We start from the raw sequence: 16,913 nt of genomic DNA on the forward strand, positions 1-16,913 counted from the left end.
ATGCTCAGAATAATTTTTATACTTTTCTTAACTTTATCGAGAAGTTAGACAATACTTAAAGCAGTAAAAATTATAAGGCCATCGTTAAGTGGCGAATTTAAAGGACTTGACCATATGTCTACAGAAAACGCATTACTTACCATTCTTGTCGATAAAATCAATAATGACACACTCGTTTTACCTACCTTACCTGAAATAGCTGTTCGAGTTCGTCAAGCTGCCGACGACCCCGAAGTCAACCTACTACAAATGGCAGACGTGATATCTCATGATCCTGCACTGGCTGCTCGTATGATAAAAGTAGCAAATAGTGGTTTTATGGGACGTTCTATTAAAGTAAATACCTTGAACCAAGCGGTAACTCGTATTGGACTTCGGCAAATAAAAAATATTGCTACGGCCATGGCCATGGAACAACTGTTCGTTTCTAACAACAAGTTGATAAAAACATACATGGATAAAGCGTGGCAAAAAACTTTGAAAGTGGCTTGCCAAGCGATTTCGACAATGGAGTTTTACTTGCGCTTGAACAAACACACATCGCTGAACAAAGACACAATTACTCTTGCCTCGCTAGTATTTAATATTGGTGTGCTACCTATTTTAACAGAAGCAGAGAAACACCCGGAAGTATTCGCAAATCCAAGCTTTCTAGCACACGCTATTCAAAAATTAGCAGGCCGCATAGGCGGTGCGATTATGCGTGAGTGGGGATTTACTGACGATTTTGTTGAAGTTGCAGAAAGTTGGGCTAATCCAAACTATAAACCTGAGCATGTTTGTTATGTTGATTTCATCCGTGCTGGTGCTATTGTTGAGGGGATTTTACAAGTATCAGACAAAGCCGCTGCTTTGGGTGTATATGAAGAAAAAGGCGTACTTCGCTCTATTGATATGTTCACAGATGATGCATATTTAGACTTGCTAACGGATGTGAAATCGATGTTTGCTTAACTTTGTATTTAGACAATAAAAAAGGGCCTAAAGGCCCTTTTTTATTAAAGGTCGTCTTTATCACCCAGTTCTTTTGTGAGGTCTTCAAGTAATTCTTTAACTTCCTCTGAGACAAGAATAAAGTCTGCATCTAGCTTAATTGCTAAATCTTCTTTTGGAATATCAGCGTTTTGCTCTTTTAGCGCATCATTGTAGCTAACACGCTTGATTGATCCGTCGTTCTGCAATAAAAATTGTACACGCTCTTTCCAATCTAGCGCCAGTTTAGTGACGCGTTTGCCATTTTCTAGATGAAGCTTAATTTCGTCACTGGCTAAGTCATGTTGCTTTAATTTAACTTGAGCACCTTCGTCGGCAGCATCTTGTAGCTCTGCATCGTTGCCAATAGCAAAGCCCTCAGGAGCTTCAAACTTTGTGAGCCAATCAGTTAAGAATACATCGAGGTCGTAATTAGCAAATGCTGGCACAATGGGAAGTGTGCCCAGAGATTTACGCAATAAAGCCATCATTTCTTCAGCTTTATTAAAGCTGGCACTATTGACGATAACCCAGCCACTTTCTTGATCAATAAAGGCAAACTGCAAGCTCGATTTTTTGAATGCTTGAGGTAGCAGAGTTGCTAGGATATTTTCTTTAAGCTCATCTTTTTCTTTTTTCTTTACTGGGCGGTTTTCTTCACGCTCTATCTGCTCGATTTTTTCAGCGACCATGTCATTGATCACCGCAGCTGGCAGTACTTTTTCCTCGCGTTTGGCACATAACAAAATGCTATTTTGCGAGAAGTGAGACAGAGTCTGGCCGTGTTTCCCTAATGCGTTTACCCAACCAAAGGTGCTCATATCTTGGCTGCCGCAAGCGCGGAATATATCTTGCTCAAGTGCTTTTTCAAAGTCTTCTTGCGTGTACGAAACATCTTGTTTAAAACGGTAACAGATCAGGTTGCTGAACCACATATATTCAAATATCCAAGTGAAAAATCGAACTGCATCATAGCAAATCAAAGGTGTTTCGGGCAAAGCCAATATTGTGGCTTTTGTTATTAAATTTCACGGGCTGAAAAGGCGTGAATAAAAGATCAATTCACGCCGTGGCGTTAGGGTTAACTAAACATTGCTTGTTGTGCTTTCATTTCTTTAGGGAAACGAATGTGGTAGGTGAGTCCTTGGCCCTCTTCCGAGCTAACTTCAATATCGCCATTCAGTGTTTGTTTCACCAAGTTGAAAGTAATATGTGTACCAAGGCCGCTTCCACCTTGATCTCGTTTAGTAGTGAAGAAGGGGTCAAATAGCTTCTCCAATTGTGCTGGTGAAACGCCTTTACCATTATCTTTATAAACGATTTTGACATCTTCATTGTCATCAGTAATTTGGATGTCTATGGTGCCCTTATTCACCCCCTCAAAGCCATGGATAAGAGAGTTCATGATAAGGTTAGTGAAAATTTGGCTAATGGCTCCCGCAGGCAAATTAAGTGTGAGATCAGCAGGACAGTCAATGTTGACTTCATGAGCTGTTTTTTTCAATTTTGGGTGTAAAGAGCGAAGAACTTCGCCTAGATACTGTTGGAAGTTTATGGTTCTAACCGCTTCACTGGCCTGATCAACGGCAATTTGTTTGAAGCTGGCAACCAACTCAGAGGCCCGGGCGAGATTGTTGGTTAGAAGGCTGGCGCTTTGTTTTGCCTCGTGCATAAACTCTTCTAAGGCCTTTGGAGATAAGGTTTTTTCTTTATATGCGGCTTCTAATTGATCGAGGCGTTCTTGTAAAAAGGAGGTCGCAGTGACGCCAATACCTACTGGTGTATTGATATCATGGGTGATACCAGCTACGAGGCCACCCAGCGCAGCCATTTTTTCTGAGCCGACCAAACGTTCCTGTGCCATATTCAGCTCTTCGACATATTTTTCTAATTCGTTTTGTTTTGTCAGCAGTTCTTCTTCTGTTTGGCGCCGCAAATCTATCTCTTCTGTGAGTGTCAGCTTTTGTTTTTCTAGTTCATATTTTTGCTGTTGTAAGTCCATCATTGCCTGACTAAGGTTTGACGTTTTCCTAGCAACTTCTTGCTCCAGCTGAATATTGTGCTGATCTAATTTTTCATTACTAATAATGAGCTCTTTTTGTGTCTGATCGAGTTGTTTTCGATATTCTGCAACTTTGTCGATCAGCTTATTAAAGGCTTCTTCCATAACCTTGAGCTCATTTCGCTCTGTGGTATCAATATCTATTTTATGTCCATCAACATTGTCGACTTCAAAGTCTTCTATCTGTTCTGTGAGGTCCGTCAGTGGCTCTGTAAGGAGTTTTCTAAAGGCCAATAAAAATAGGATAATTAAGAAAGTCGTTTTGACCATGGCATTCCCTATCAGAAAATAGATAGAGATCATAATTCGGCTGAAAACAACTTCGCGACTAGAAAATAAGGTTACGTCACCGACTTGTGTGGCCCTTCCTGAAAACTCAAAAATGAGTGGGAATGTGTATCCGAACAATCCGGAGGGCGTGTCTTCAATTAAAGCTTCCTCTTGAACAAGCTGCTGACTATATAATTCGTGAATATTGAGAGAACGCCCGAGTTGCGAGATGATTTCACCGCTATCATCTCTCACAATTATCCCCTCGATCATTGGTATCGCCAATAACCCTTCGGCAGTTGTGACAGTTTGTTTGGTGTTTAACTCCCAGATAGCGCGTGTCAGGCTGCGACTAAATGTTTTTTGCAGCATGGTCAGTTCGTTACGGATGTAGTCTTTAGTGTTGACATATTCGGCGACAACTTGTCCACAAGTTACGACAAACGTTAGCAGAAAGTAAACTGACAGAACGTTTGTAAGTAGTTTTTTCGACAGACTTTTCTGTAGCATGGAGTGTTCTTCGCTCCTGACGACCATGTTATAGCACGCGTGTTAAAATTAAAGTTAGCCAATAAATGGCTAAAAATAAATGTTTATCTTGCTATCTTTACAACATATAAGCGTATATAAAAAACTTACTGGATGTTGATTATTGTGTTATAAGATTAGAACAACAATAACGTTTATTTGTTACTAGAACAATAAAGATTTACCTTCTTATGAGCTATTCCGTGTTAGTGTGTGACGATTCGACCGTTGCACGTAAGCAAGTTGTGCGCTGCCTGAACACGCACTTAGATGTTGAGGTTTGTCAGGCTAAAAACGGCCAAGAAGCCGTCGAAATATTGCAAAATTCGCAAATTGACTTGCTTTGCCTTGACCTTACCATGCCGATATTGGATGGAGTGGGTGTGCTTGAGGCGATTAAGACGCTTAAAATTGAAACCTATGTGGTTGTGATCTCGGCAGACATTCAGGACCAAATGAAAACAAGAGTGGCACAATTGGGTGCTTTAAAATTCCTTGAAAAGCCGGTCAAAGCAGAACAACTGATCTCTTTACTCAGCGAATATGGTATTCGTTAGATAAGTATTTCACTTTCCAGTACGTACCTTGAACTTTTTGCATATTTAATTTCTATTTATCGACTTGACAGATTGACTAAAGATCGGGCAGTCTAGGTCCTGTAAATATTTTTTAAGTAAAAATTAAACTTAGGTTGACGTAAAAACCATGAACCCAATTACATGTAACGTGACAATTATTATTACGACCACCATCCATACTGGATAGTGGCATAGGTCCGTGCATATTTAAAAAAGGCCTGTGCTCACCAAGAGCACAGGCCTTTTTCGTTTCTGGAATGAGGAAAATTGAAAAATGCGAGTTTTAAAGTTTGGAGGCTCTTCACTGGCAGATATAGCATGCTTACGTCGCGTGCAGTCTCTGATCCTGAATTATGGCGGTGAAAAAGCGGTTGTGGTGCTCTCAGCTCCTGGTGGCATGACTGATAGTTTGGTCGAATTGGTTCAAATAGCCGCGCGCGGCGACGATTATGCTGCGCCGTGGGATGCACTAGAGTCGCGCTGTGAGGCCCTTAAACATGACGTTGAGTCTCAATATGGAGAGATCTTAGAGTGGCCTGAATTGGACGTACTCAAGCAACAATTGCAGGGTGTCCAATTGCTCAAGCAGTGTCCTGCATCGGTCAATGCTTTTGCAATTAGCTTTGGAGAACGAGTAAGTGTTTCTCTTATGGTGACAATGTTAAAAGCGCATGGTGCGCGTGCGTTGGATGCGACAAGTTGTATCAAGACTCAAGCTCAGTACTTAGATGCAGAGGTTGACTTGGACAGAACCCGTGAAGCCGTTAATCAGCAAGTGGCTTCTAGAGACTCAGGTATATATATCATGGCTGGGTTTACTGGCAGCAATGCGGCAGGCGAACTGACAACACTAGGGCGCAATGGGTCTGATTATTCCGCAGCTGTAATGGCCGCAAGTCTCAATGCCGATATTTGCCAAATATGGACAGATGTTGATGGAGTATACAGTGCGGATCCTAGGTTAATTAAAAAGGCGACTAAAGTTGACCGCTTGTCATATAAAGAAGCCATGGAGCTTGCCTATTTTGGGGCAAAAGTTTTGCACCCTAAAACAATCTTGCCATGTGCTAAAGCCAATGTGCCATGCGAGATAAAAAATACTCATGATCCGGATGTGCCCGGCTCTTTAATCTCGTCTGACGGTACAGGTGACGCGCCTGTGAAAGCACTATCCAGTTTAGATAATCTCGCCATGCTGACTGTGTCTGGACCGGGAATGAAAGGCAAAGTGGGTATGGCTGCAAGGGTGTTTGGTGCACTGGCTAATGACAATGTATCTATTGTTCTGATCACGCAGTCGTCATGTGAGTTTAGCATTAGTTTTTGTGTGTATGAACAGGACTTAGCATTGGCACTCAATGCGTTAGAGACAGCATTTACATTGGAGACGCAAGCAGGACTTATAGAGCCTGTTGAGGTACGTAGAAAGCTCGCCATCGTAACCTTGGTCGGTGACAATATGAAGTCACATAAAGGTCTTGCTGCTAAATTTTTTGCCTCTTTGGCACAAGCTCAAGTAAACGTGGTTGCAATTGCACAAGACTCCACAGAGAGTGCCATCTCAGCAGTTGTTTCAGGAGAGTTATGTAAAGATGCAATGAAAGTTTGCCATGAAAACTTCTTTACTCATGTTCCTTCTATAGACCTCTTTTTATTGGGCTGTGGCTTAGTCGGTAAAGAGTTAATCAAACAACTGGAAAAGCAACAAGGCTGGCTGGCTAAACGCAATATCAAATTAAACCTATATGGTGTGTCGAATTCGAAACAGTGCTTTTTAAGTAAAGAAGGTGTGGATTTCGAACAGTGGCCAAGTCAACTGAAGCAAAGTGAAGCAGGGTTTGACCTGAATACACTAGAGCAATTTGTCAAAGTGAATCATTTGATTAATCCAGTCATTGTTGATTGTAGTTCTTCCGAGCAACTTGCAGATCAGTACGCAAACTTTTTAAATGCAGGGTTCCATGTGGTAGCCGCCAACAAAAAAGCTAACACTGGAGATATGGCGTATTACCATCAGCTAAAAAATGCAGCGCAACGTTCAGGAAGGAAGTTCCTTTATGAAACGAACGTTGGAGCCGGTTTGCCGGTTTTAGACAATTTACAATTGTTGTTTGGTGCAGGTGATGAATTATTGTCTTTCAACGGTATTTTATCTGGTTCGTTGTCATACATGTTCGGTGCGATTGAAGATGGTCTCAGTCTGTCAGAAGCAACAGCGAAAGCGAAACAAAACGGTTTCACTGAGCCAGATCCGAGGGATGACCTATCGGGTACCGATGTGGCAAGAAAGCTATTGATCATTGCTCGCGAGGCTGGATTAGATTTGGAGTTGAATGATATTCAAGTTGAGCCTGTGGTTTCAGAGGAGTTTGCTCAGGGCAGTTCAGTTGATGAATTTATGGCTCGTCTGCCAGAATTGGATGGGGCATTTTCCGATCGGGTACAAAGTGCGGCCAGTGAAGGTAAAAAGCTGCGCTATGTTGGCAGCATTCAAGACGGTAAGTGTAAAGTGGGTATAGAAGCAGTGGACGCTAGCCATGCGTTGTTTGATATCCGCGATGGAGAAAATGCGCTAGCAATTTTGAGTCAGTATTATCAGCCTAAGCCATTTGTGATCAGAGGTTATGGGGCGGGCGCAGAAGTAACGGCCGCAGGCGTATTTGCTGATATCTTAAAAACACTTTCTCGTTAGGAGCGCAACATGAGAAAATTTTATGCGCCAGCTTCCATTGGGAATTTTTGCGTTGGATTTGATTCGCTGGGTGCTGCGATTGCGCCAATTGATGGCCAGTTACTTGGCGATGTGGTTAGTATCGAAGAAGCTCCACGAGATCAGTTCAGCTGCGTTGGCAAATATGCCCATAAATTGCCTCAAGAGGCACAAGATAATCTCGCTTTTCAGTGTTTAACGCATTTCAGGTCCCATGTGAAAGCTGATATGCCTAGCTTGTCGCTGACTCTTGAGAAAAGGCTGCCGGTTGGCTCTGGGCTAGGATCTAGTGCTTGTTCCGTAGTTGCAACATTTGCAGCGTTAAATGCTTTTGCAGGCACTCAACTGTCCCAGATTCAAATGATTGAGTTGATGGCTGATTTTGAAGCTAAGGTGAGTGGTGCTCGTCACTACGATAATATCACACCATGTTATTTGGGGGGGCTCCAGTTGACAGCTGAGTTGGTGCCAGACCGAGCATTGGCACTGCCAGTAGACCCTAATTGGTACATTGTGGTGGCCTATCCTGGTTTTGCTTTAAATACAGCAAAGGCAAGAGCGGTTTTAGCACCTGAATTGAAACTTGGAGACAGTGTTGCATTCGCTCAGCGATTGTCAGCATTTTGTGCGCTGCTGCAACTACATAGATTTAGTGAGGCGGTGTCGCTTATGCAAGACTCGGTGGCAGAGCCCAGCAGAGCGCAATTAATCGATGGATACTCAGATGCGAAGTTGAGCCTGCCAGAGCTAGGTGCGAGCGTCGTGAGTATATCTGGCGCAGGTCCGACATTATTTGCTCTGTGTCCAACATTAAATGCGGCTCAACAATGCCAATCTTGGCTTGAGTCTAATTATTTAAATGAGCACGGTTTTAGCCATATCTGCCAGCTGGACAGTGCAGGTACCAGAGAATTGGTTTAAGGAATTGATATGAATTTAGTAAATCTTATGGATCCTCAGCAGCAGGTTTCATTTACAGAAGCGGTTAAAATTGGCTTAGGCCGTAACCAAGGTGTCTTTTTTCCACAAAACTTAGCGCTAATCGAGGATGTCAACGCACTATTGGCGATGCCATTTCAAGCGCGTAGCAGTCGGATACTACAGCATTTGATTGGTGATGAGTTACCGAGCGATACGCTGGATGCCATGGTTAAAAGTGCTTTTAACTTTCCAGCGCCGTTGGTGGAAGTGGAAAGCGGTACTTATTGTTTAGAACTGTTTCACGGTCCAACATTGGCGTTTAAAGATTTTGGTGGACGCTTTATGTCAGAGTGCATTAGCTTATTCAATCAAGGTGAGCGCGTCACGATTTTAACAGCCACCAGCGGGGATACAGGGGCTGCTGTTGCCCATGCATTTTATGGCAAAGAAAATGTTGATGTAGTGATTTTATATCCTAAAGGCAAGATATCACTCGCACAACAAAAGCTGTTTACTACACTTGGCGAGAATATTCATTGTTTCGCTGTAGATGGCAGCTTCGATGATTGTCAGGCGCTGGTAAAACAGGCGTTTTTGGATGATGAAGTTAAGTCTCAGTTAGGGTTAAATTCAGCTAATTCAATTAATATCAGCAGGCTACTTGCTCAAGTGTGTTATTACTTTGAAGCATTTGCACAATTAACGGACTCTCAACGTAAACAGGTTCATGTTTCAGTACCGAGTGGTAACTTTGGCAATGTTTGTGCTGCCATGATCGCTGCGGCGATAGGGCTGCCTATTAAAAAGCTCAGTGCAACAACGAATCAGAATGATACCGTACCGCGTTATATCGAGACGGGAAATTGGTCTCCAAATGCCACGCTAGAATCATTATCCAATGCTATGGATGTGAGTAAACCTAATAACTGGCCACGAGTTGAAAGCATGCTTAATGGTAGATCTTTTTCTAAAGATGATTTTTATTCATGTTCAGTGTCGGAATCTCGCACCCAAGAAGTGATGAAGAAAATCAACCAGCTTGGTTATATTGCAGAGCCGCATACAGCAATTGCCTATGAAGGTTTACGCTTAAATCAAGCTGAAAATGAAACTGGCATCTTTTTGGCAACAGCGCATCCTGCTAAATTTAAAGAGTCTGTTGAAGGTGTGTTAGAACAACAACTTGAAATGCCTGAAGTCCTTGCTACTGCACTGGCAAAGCCATGTTTAGCAGAATCAATGAGTGCTGACTACGAGGGTTTAAAAAAGCGTCTTTTTGAAAAGTTAGTGTCATAAGCATGGCTGTTTAAACTATTTGTGCATACAGAAAGTCGCAATGGGTGAATGTATGCACATTTTAATTCTTAATGAAATAATCAATTTACATAATATTTTTTTATATTTAAATAAAAAAATATCATCCCTTAAACACTGTGAAATAAATTCAATCCTTGCTTAAATATGCTCACGCAGATTTCGTAGGCAATTGGATGTAAATTGCGTACAATTGCATTCGGTAAATTTAATCATACGTGCACCTAGGAGAAACCATGTTAGAACGTAACATGAATATTGCAGATTTTGACCCTGAACTATTTAACGCGATCCAATCAGAGACGACTCGTCAAGAAGAGCACATTGAACTAATCGCATCTGAAAACTACTGTAGCCCGCGTGTTTTAGAGGCTCAAGGGTCACAGCTTACAAACAAGTACGCAGAAGGTTACCCTGGCAAGCGTTACTATGGTGGTTGTGAACACGTTGATGTTGTAGAGCAGCTTGCAATTGACCGTGCATGTGAACTATTCGGCGCTGATTACGCAAACGTTCAGCCACATGCTGGTTCACAAGCAAACGCAGCGGTATTCCAAGCATTACTTCAGCCACATGACACAGTGTTAGGTATGAGCCTTGCGCACGGTGGTCACTTGACTCATGGCTCTCATGTGAACTTTTCAGGTAAGACTTATAATGCAATCCAATACGGTCTAAATGAAGAAACCGGTGAAATCGATTACGCTCAAGTAGAAGCACTAGCACTTGAACACAAGCCAAAGATGATTATTGGTGGTTTCTCTGCATACTCAGGCATCGTTGACTGGGCTAAGTTCCGCGAAATCGCTGACAAAGTGGGCGCATATTTACTTGTAGACATGGCGCACGTTGCAGGCCTTGTAGCGGCTGGTGTATACCCTAACCCTGTACCTCATGCGCACGTTGTGACAACAACAACTCACAAAACGCTTGCTGGTCCTCGTGGTGGTTTGATTGTATCAGCTTGTGGCGATGAAGACGTTTACAAAAAGCTAAACAGCGCAGTATTCCCTGGTGGTCAAGGTGGTCCTTTATGTCATGTTATCGCGGCAAAAGCAGTGGCATTTAAAGAAGCATTAGAGCCTGAGTTCAAGACTTACCAAACTCAAGTTGTTAAAAATGCACAAGCTATGGTTGCAGTGCTTCAAGAGCGTGGCTACAAAGTTGTTTCTGGTAAAACAGACAACCACCTGTTCCTACTTGACCTAATTGATAAAGATATCACAGGTAAAGACGCAGATGCAGCGCTTGGCCGTGCAAACATCACAGTTAATAAGAACTCTGTACCTAATGACCCACGCTCTCCATTTGTAACATCAGGTCTACGTATTGGTTCTCCTGCGATTACTCGCCGTGGCTTTAAAGAAGCAGAAGCGGGTGAGCTAGCAGGTTGGATCTGTGACGTACTTGACAACATCAATGATGAGTCAGTGCAAGCAGAAGTGAAAGAAAAGGTAAAAGCTATCTGTGCTAAATTGCCTGTTTACGCATAATTACACTCACAATTTGCGTTATTTTTGATATTATAAAGGCCGCATTTATGCGGCCTTTTTATTTTCTGTCATCCAGCGTAATTGAACACGCTTAGTTGCCATCGAGTGGCATTGATGATTTTCAAACACGCCGCATTAATAGACTACCTAACAGTGAGAATATATGCATTGTCCTTTTTGTACGGCAAAAGATACCAAAGTAATTGATTCGCGATTGGTGGCATCAGGCCATCAAGTGCGTCGCCGTCGCGAGTGTATAGTTTGTCATGAGCGTTTTACGACCTTTGAAGGCGCTGAATTATTGATGCCAAGAGTGATTAAACAAGATGGCACCCGAGAGCCATTCAATGAAGATAAGCTGCTCAATGGGCTGCATCGTGCTCTAGAAAAGCGCCCAGTTAGTACTGAACAAATAGAAGAAGTGGTACATCAAATCAAATCCCAGATCCGAGCAACGGGAGAGCGTGAAGTAAATAGCAAAATGATTGGTGAATACATTATGGAAGCACTTAAAAAGCTGGATAAAGTCGCTTATGTGCGTTTTGCTTCTGTATACCGCAGTTTTGAAGATATAAAAGAATTTGGTGAAGAAATTGCGAGGTTGGGTGATTAATGGCGTTTTCGCAGGCTGATCATGATTATATGGCAATGGCCATCGAACTTGCAAAGCAAGGACAGTATACGACGACGCCTAATCCGAACGTCGGCTGCGTCATTGTAAAAAATGATCAAGTGATAGGGCAGGGTTTTCACATACAAGCAGGTGGCCCCCACGCTGAGGTACATGCATTACGTCAGGCTGCTGGAAATACCCAAGGAGCCACAGCATATGTAACGTTAGAGCCGTGCAGTCACTATGGTCGCACTCCTCCATGTGCAAAAGGGCTGATAGATGCAGGCGTAAAAAAAGTAGTTTGCGCTATGGTGGATCCCAATCCACAAGTTGCAGGCAATGGTTTGAAAATGTTGGAAGAAGCTGGGATCGAAACAGCATTTGGTTTACTTGAGCACGAAGCGCGAGCGCTGAATAAAGGGTTTCTAAGAAGAATGGAAACCGGCAAGCCATTTGTTACCGCAAAGCTGGCCGCAAGCTTAGATGGAAAAACAGCGCTGCAAAATGGCCAAAGCAAATGGATAACGGGCCCACAGGCGAGGCGGGATGTACAAAAATATCGCGCACAAAGCTGTGCCATATTATCTGGTGCTGATACGGTGTTAGTGGACGACGCCACACTTAATGTGCGTGCAGGTGAATTTGACGACTTTGATAAAGTTTCTCAGTTAACTGAGTTGCGTCAACCAATTCGCGTGGTTATTGACACGCAAAATCGTTTACATCCAGATCTCAACTTGTTTAGCTGTGCATCAAAAATCATTATTTTTCGCTCCAAACTTGATAATCGGCATCAATGGCCTCATTTCGTAGAGCAAGTATGTTTGCCCACTGTAAATGACAAGCTTGATCTGAGGGCTGCGCTAACATATTTAGCACAGCAAAATGTGAATCAGATATGGCTTGAAGCGGGTGCGACATTATGTGGTGTGATGCATGAACACGGCCTAATCGATGAATATATGATTTACATGGCGCCAAAAATTATCGGCGAAGGCGGCAGAGGTTTGTTTAATAGTTCGGTACTGACTGAAATGGGACAGATCGCTGAGCTTGAAATTACAGAGTGTGCGCAAGTAGGCACAGATATTCGCATTAATGCGACTAAAAAATAAGAGAATTTATGTTTACAGGCATTATTGAAGCAACCGGCACATTATCAGAGCTAACACTCAAGCAAGGCGACTTAAGTGTTAAAGTGAAATCCCATAATTTAGATATGGCAGATGTAGCACTGGGTGACAGCATTGCGACTAATGGTGTTTGTTTAACTGTGGTAGAAAAATACAGTGATGGTTTCAGAGCGGATGTGTCAAATGAAACGCTATCACTGACACGATTTGGTGACTACCAAGTTGGTCAAAAGGTGAATTTAGAAAAAGCACTGCAACCTGTCTCGCGTCTTGGTGGGCACTTGGTTTCGGGTCATGTAGATGGCATTGCAACCATTGTTTCTGTTGAAGCGAATGCCAGAGCCACAGACTACTGGCTATCGGCACCGGAAGCGTTACTAAAATACATACCTTACAAAGGTTCTGTGGCCATTGATGGTATCAGCTTGACAGTGAATGCCATTGAGGGCAATAAATTCAAACTCACTATCGTGCCTCACACAGCACAAGAAACCACTATCGCAGACTTTAAAGTCGGTACTGTGGTGAACTTAGAAGTTGATCAAATTGCAAGGTACTTGGAGCGTTTAATACAAGGTAGCAAAACGACTTCTAGCGAATCGACTCTCACAACCAGTTTGTTAGCACAAGCTGGCTTTATTAAATAATTGGCCATTCAAACAAAGTAAATAATGGGAAAATTATGAGCTTAAATAGCGCAAAAGAAATCATCGAAGACATTAAAGCCGGTAAAATGGTGATCTTGATGGACGATGAAGATCGAGAAAATGAAGGTGATTTAATCATCGCGGCTGAGCATATTACGCCTGAGGCGATAAACTTTATGGCGACTTATGGCCGAGGTCTTATTTGCTTAACTATGACGCAAGAGAGGTGTCAACAACTCGACCTTCCGTTGATGGTGAGAAATAACGGCGCTCAATTTTCTACTAACTTTACTATGTCTATTGAAGCTGCTAAAGGCGTGACTACGGGGATTTCAGCTGCTGATAGAGCACGCACAGTGCAAGCTGCTGTTGCTAAAGGCGCTGTACCTGAGGATATTGTTCAACCCGGTCATATTTTCCCAATTATGGCGCAGCCAGGCGGTGTTTTAACACGCGCAGGTCATACTGAAGCTGGCTGTGACTTAGCTCGCTTGGCAGGACTTGAGCCGTCGTCTGTGATTGTCGAAATCCTTAACCCTGACGGCACTATGGCAAGACGTCCAGAGTTAGAAGTTTTTGCCAAAGAGCATGACATTAAAATTGGTACAATCGCGGATTTGATCGAATATCGCAACTTAAATGAAACCACGATTGAAAAAGTAGCCCAGTGTAAACTGCCAACTGAGTTTGGTGAGTTTGATCTTGTTACTTATAAAGATACCATTGACAATCAACTTCACTATGTATTGTTGAAAGGCGAAATAAAAGAAGATGAGCCTACGCTAGTGCGGGTTCACTTGCAAAGCACATTCAATGACATTCTTCTATCGGATAGAAGTGCAGATCGCAGCTGGACTTTACATGGTGCGATGCAATATATCGCCCAGCACCAAGGAGCATTAGTGATCCTTGGTAAAAGTGAACAAACAGAAGATCTGGAACAGCTGGTCAAAGCATTTGCAGCCGAAGATCAGGGGGAAAAGATTAACTATCGCAAATTCCAAGGTACTTCTCGTACTGTAGGTGTTGGTTCACAAATTTTGGCAGATTTAGGCATTCAGAAAATGCGCTTAATGAGTTTGCCGAAGAAATATCACGCATTGTCGGGCTTCCACTTGGAGGTTGTCGATTACGTAGAGCCGAAATAATCTCGGTCTTCACTTTTTACACCTACTGTCTTGTTGGACAGTAGGTGTTTTTCTTTAAGATGTGCTATTATGCGCGTCAATTTGGCTATTGCTAATACTGATCAGGAATCATCTAATGAAAATAATTGAAGGTAACAAGTTCGCTCCAGGTAAAAAATTTGCCATTGTCATTTCTCGTTTTAACGATTTCATTGGCAGCAGCTTATTAGAAGGTGCTGTAGATGAACTTAAGCGCACAGGTGGCGTGAAAGAAGAAGACATCACAGTGGTTTATGTACCGGGTGCCGTTGAGTTACCTCTTGCAGCTAAACGTGTTGCAATGAAAAAAGAGCATGATGCTATTATCGCGCTAGGCGTTATTATTCGCGGTGGCACACCACACTTTGATCTGGTTGCTAACGAGTCAAACAAAGGACTAGCAAGCGTTTCATTAGATTACGATATTCCAGTTGCATTTGGCGTATTGACAACAGAAAGTATTGAGCAAGCTATCGAACGTGCGGGAACCAAAATGGGCAACAAGGGCGGTGAAGCTGCACTTGGTGCACTTGAGATGGTTAACGTACTTGAGCAAATTTAAGAGGAATCTCAGTGAAACCAGCAGCTAGACGTAAAGCGCGTGTGCTTGCATTGCAAGCTGTCTACTCATGGCAGTTAAGTGGCAACCCGATTGCTGATATTGAACAGCAAATGCTAATCGAAAATGACGTATCAAAAGTTGATGTTGAGTATTTTAAAGATTTAGCACGTGGTGTTGCAGTAAACCATAAACAGTTGGATGAAGCGATTCAACCTCATTTATCTCGTCCTTTTGATGACTTAGATATGGTTGAATTAGCGACTTTACGCGTAAGCGCGTATGAGCTTAAGTTCCGTGAAGATGTGCCATACAAAGTGGCTATCAACGAAGGGATTGAACTGGCCAAAATGTTTGGTGCAGAAGACAGCCATAAATTTGTTAATGGTGTGTTGGACAAAGCAGTTAAGAAAATCCGCAAATAATCAGAATCATGAGGAGAGCCGGCGTTGGCCGGCTTTTTTAATGTATGAAGGAATTTGAGTTAATAAATCATTACTTCAAAGGCAGAGGCATAACTCGCCGAGATGTTGCCGTTGGTATTGGTGATGATTGTGCAGTTGTTGAAATTCCAGAGAATTGTCAACTTGCCGTAACCACAGACACCTTAGTCGAAGGTGTACACTTTTTCCCCGACATTCCAGCCAGAGCGCTAGGTCATCGTGTCTTGGCAGTTAATCTCAGCGATTTGGCTGCGATGGGTGCCGAACCTACTTGGATATCAATTGGTTTAACTTTGCCTGATGTCAATATGGCTTGGTTGGAAGAGTTCACCGAAGGTTTGCATGAAATCGCGGAATACTACAATGTACAATTGATCGGCGGTGATACCACTCAAGGGCCTCTTACTATAACAATTTGTGCTAAAGGGATTGTGCCTAAGGGTAAAGCATTGACGCGTTCTGGCGCCAATGTGGGGGATTGGATTTATATTACAGGTCCAGTAGGAGATGCTGCTCTAGCGATTGAATCTCGAAAACGTGGTATTGCATTAAGTGAAGATCAAACCAAACGTGTAGTTGAAAAATTACATTATCCAAAACCACATGTGGCGGCTGGTCAAGTATTGAGAGGTTTGGCAACTTCATGTATTGATATTTCCGACGGTTTGCTTGCAGATTTACAGCATATTGTTGAGCGCTCTATGGTTGGAGCAGATATCGATGTGGACAAAGTCCCCGTTTCTGATGATTTGCGAGCGGTAAAAGATCAAGCTCTGATTGATATGCTAAGTTTGTCGTATGGTGATGATTATCAATTACTCTTTACTGTAAATGACAACAACAGAAGTGCCGTTGAGGCAAGATTAATGCAGTACGGTGTCGAAGCGACCTGTATAGGACAAATAACTAATACTGTAGGCGAAATTGAGCTCTACAAAAATGGCGAGAAATACTCTATTCCAGAGCAAGCTGGCTATGAACATTTTAATTAGGAGCGAGCTTGGATAAGTCGTTAAAATTCAATCTCAAACGCCCACATCAATTGTTTGCATTGGGGTTTGGTACGGGCCTTGCCCCCAAAGCCCCTGGTACAGTCGGCACCTTGGCTGGTTTGCCTTTTATTTTTGCTACTATGACTCTACCAATTTGGTTTCAAGTTAGCCTCGCAGTATTGATGACAATATTTGGGGTATGGGTATGCGGTAAAACGGCTCGGGACGTTAATGTACATGATCACCCCGCAATTGTATGGGATGAGGTCGTAGGTTTTTATATTACTATGATTGGTGCAGCTATCAGCTGGCAATCATTGTTGGTCGGTTTTGTACTGTTTCGATTCTTCGATATTGCAAAACCTGGACCGATCCGCATGCTTGATAAGAAACTGCATGGTGGTCGCGGGATCATGGCGGATGATGTTTTAGCAGGTATTTTTTCATTGATTTGTATCCAAGCTTTGTTTAAAACAGGGGTCCTAGGCGGCTAAATTAAAGTTGAAAAAGAG

General features: G+C 42.7%; 16 protein-coding genes. 14 read left to right on the forward strand and 2 right to left on the reverse strand.

The genetic code is table 11. The features are described from left to right. Positions 1 to 114 precede the first annotated feature (114 nt). A complete protein-coding gene (locus J8M00_RS20470; RefSeq protein WP_023398511.1) occupies positions 115 to 954 on the forward strand; it encodes an HDOD domain-containing protein in 840 nt (279 codons plus the stop codon). A 44-nt stretch (positions 955 to 998) separates the two neighbouring features. Here J8M00_RS20470 and rdgC read toward each other — a convergent pair whose 3' ends face one another. Together rdgC and J8M00_RS20480 are read right to left on the reverse strand one after the other, a co-directional pair. Then, positions 999 to 1,907, reverse strand: coding sequence for a recombination-associated protein RdgC (rdgC, locus tag J8M00_RS20475; protein ID WP_211012342.1), 909 nt, complete (start codon positions 1,905 to 1,907; stop codon positions 999 to 1,001). Between the two features lie 146 nt (positions 1,908 to 2,053). Then, a complete protein-coding gene (locus J8M00_RS20480; protein WP_211012343.1) occupies positions 2,054 to 3,814 on the reverse strand; it encodes a sensor histidine kinase in 1,761 nt (586 codons plus the stop codon). 209 nt (positions 3,815 to 4,023) lie between these two features. On the opposite strand from J8M00_RS20480, the gene J8M00_RS20485 reads away from it, so the two are divergent. The 13 genes from J8M00_RS20485 (at position 4,024) to J8M00_RS20545 (ending at position 16,895) form a co-directional block, all read left to right on the forward strand. Further along, positions 4,024 to 4,389, forward strand: a complete 366-nt coding sequence (locus J8M00_RS20485; protein WP_211012344.1) for a response regulator — start codon at positions 4,024 to 4,026, stop codon at positions 4,387 to 4,389. 295 nt (positions 4,390 to 4,684) lie between these two features. Further along, positions 4,685 to 7,102: a bifunctional aspartate kinase/homoserine dehydrogenase I gene (gene thrA, locus J8M00_RS20490; protein WP_211012345.1), complete on the forward strand. Its 2,418-nt coding sequence runs from the start codon at positions 4,685 to 4,687 to the stop codon at positions 7,100 to 7,102. A gap of 9 nt (positions 7,103 to 7,111) precedes the next feature. Then, a complete protein-coding gene (gene thrB, locus J8M00_RS20495) occupies positions 7,112 to 8,041 on the forward strand; it encodes a homoserine kinase (protein WP_211012346.1) in 930 nt (309 codons plus the stop codon). Between the two features lie 9 nt (positions 8,042 to 8,050). Next, positions 8,051 to 9,337 (forward strand): threonine synthase, encoded by a 1,287-nt coding sequence (gene thrC / locus J8M00_RS20500; protein ID WP_211012347.1) that lies wholly within the window; start codon positions 8,051 to 8,053, stop codon positions 9,335 to 9,337. A 254-nt stretch (positions 9,338 to 9,591) separates the two neighbouring features. After that, a complete protein-coding gene (gene glyA, locus J8M00_RS20505; RefSeq protein ID WP_023398518.1) occupies positions 9,592 to 10,848 on the forward strand; it encodes a serine hydroxymethyltransferase in 1,257 nt (418 codons plus the stop codon). 163 nt (positions 10,849 to 11,011) lie between these two features. Continuing rightward, positions 11,012 to 11,461 (forward strand): transcriptional regulator NrdR, encoded by a 450-nt coding sequence (gene nrdR / locus J8M00_RS20510; RefSeq protein ID WP_211012348.1) that lies wholly within the window; start codon positions 11,012 to 11,014, stop codon positions 11,459 to 11,461. Next, a complete protein-coding gene (gene ribD, locus J8M00_RS20515; protein ID WP_211012349.1) occupies positions 11,461 to 12,576 on the forward strand; it encodes a bifunctional diaminohydroxyphosphoribosylaminopyrimidine deaminase/5-amino-6-(5-phosphoribosylamino)uracil reductase RibD in 1,116 nt (371 codons plus the stop codon). Before nrdR ends, ribD begins: the two co-directional genes overlap by 1 nt. An 8-nt stretch (positions 12,577 to 12,584) precedes the next feature. Further along, positions 12,585 to 13,241 carry a riboflavin synthase gene (locus J8M00_RS20520; RefSeq protein ID WP_211012350.1) on the forward strand — a complete coding sequence of 219 codons (657 nt, stop codon included), beginning with the start codon at positions 12,585 to 12,587 and terminating at the stop codon, positions 13,239 to 13,241. Positions 13,242 to 13,276: 35 nt separating this feature from the next. Beyond that, the gene (gene ribBA, locus J8M00_RS20525; RefSeq protein ID WP_211012351.1) at positions 13,277 to 14,389 is read left to right on the forward strand and encodes a bifunctional 3,4-dihydroxy-2-butanone-4-phosphate synthase/GTP cyclohydrolase II; all 1,113 of its coding nucleotides are present in this window, start codon (positions 13,277 to 13,279) and stop codon (positions 14,387 to 14,389) included. Between the two features lie 115 nt (positions 14,390 to 14,504). Beyond that, complete coding sequence (gene ribH, locus J8M00_RS20530) at positions 14,505 to 14,969, forward strand: 6,7-dimethyl-8-ribityllumazine synthase (RefSeq protein WP_023398523.1); 465 nt, start codon at positions 14,505 to 14,507, stop codon at positions 14,967 to 14,969. 11 nt (positions 14,970 to 14,980) lie between these two features. Continuing rightward, a complete protein-coding gene (gene nusB, locus J8M00_RS20535) occupies positions 14,981 to 15,391 on the forward strand; it encodes a transcription antitermination factor NusB (RefSeq protein ID WP_046356678.1) in 411 nt (136 codons plus the stop codon). Between the two features lie 44 nt (positions 15,392 to 15,435). Beyond that, entirely contained in the window at positions 15,436 to 16,401 is a 966-nt protein-coding gene (gene thiL / locus J8M00_RS20540) for a thiamine-phosphate kinase (RefSeq protein WP_211012352.1), read from the forward strand. Between the two features lie 8 nt (positions 16,402 to 16,409). Then, on the forward strand, positions 16,410 to 16,895 hold the full coding sequence (locus J8M00_RS20545) for a phosphatidylglycerophosphatase A family protein (RefSeq protein ID WP_211012353.1): 486 nt from the start codon (positions 16,410 to 16,412) through the stop codon (positions 16,893 to 16,895). Positions 16,896 to 16,913 lie beyond the last annotated feature (18 nt).

The sequence above is a fragment of the Pseudoalteromonas luteoviolacea genome (assembly GCF_018100925.1).
Lineage (GTDB): Bacteria > Pseudomonadota > Gammaproteobacteria > Enterobacterales > Alteromonadaceae > Pseudoalteromonas > Pseudoalteromonas obscura.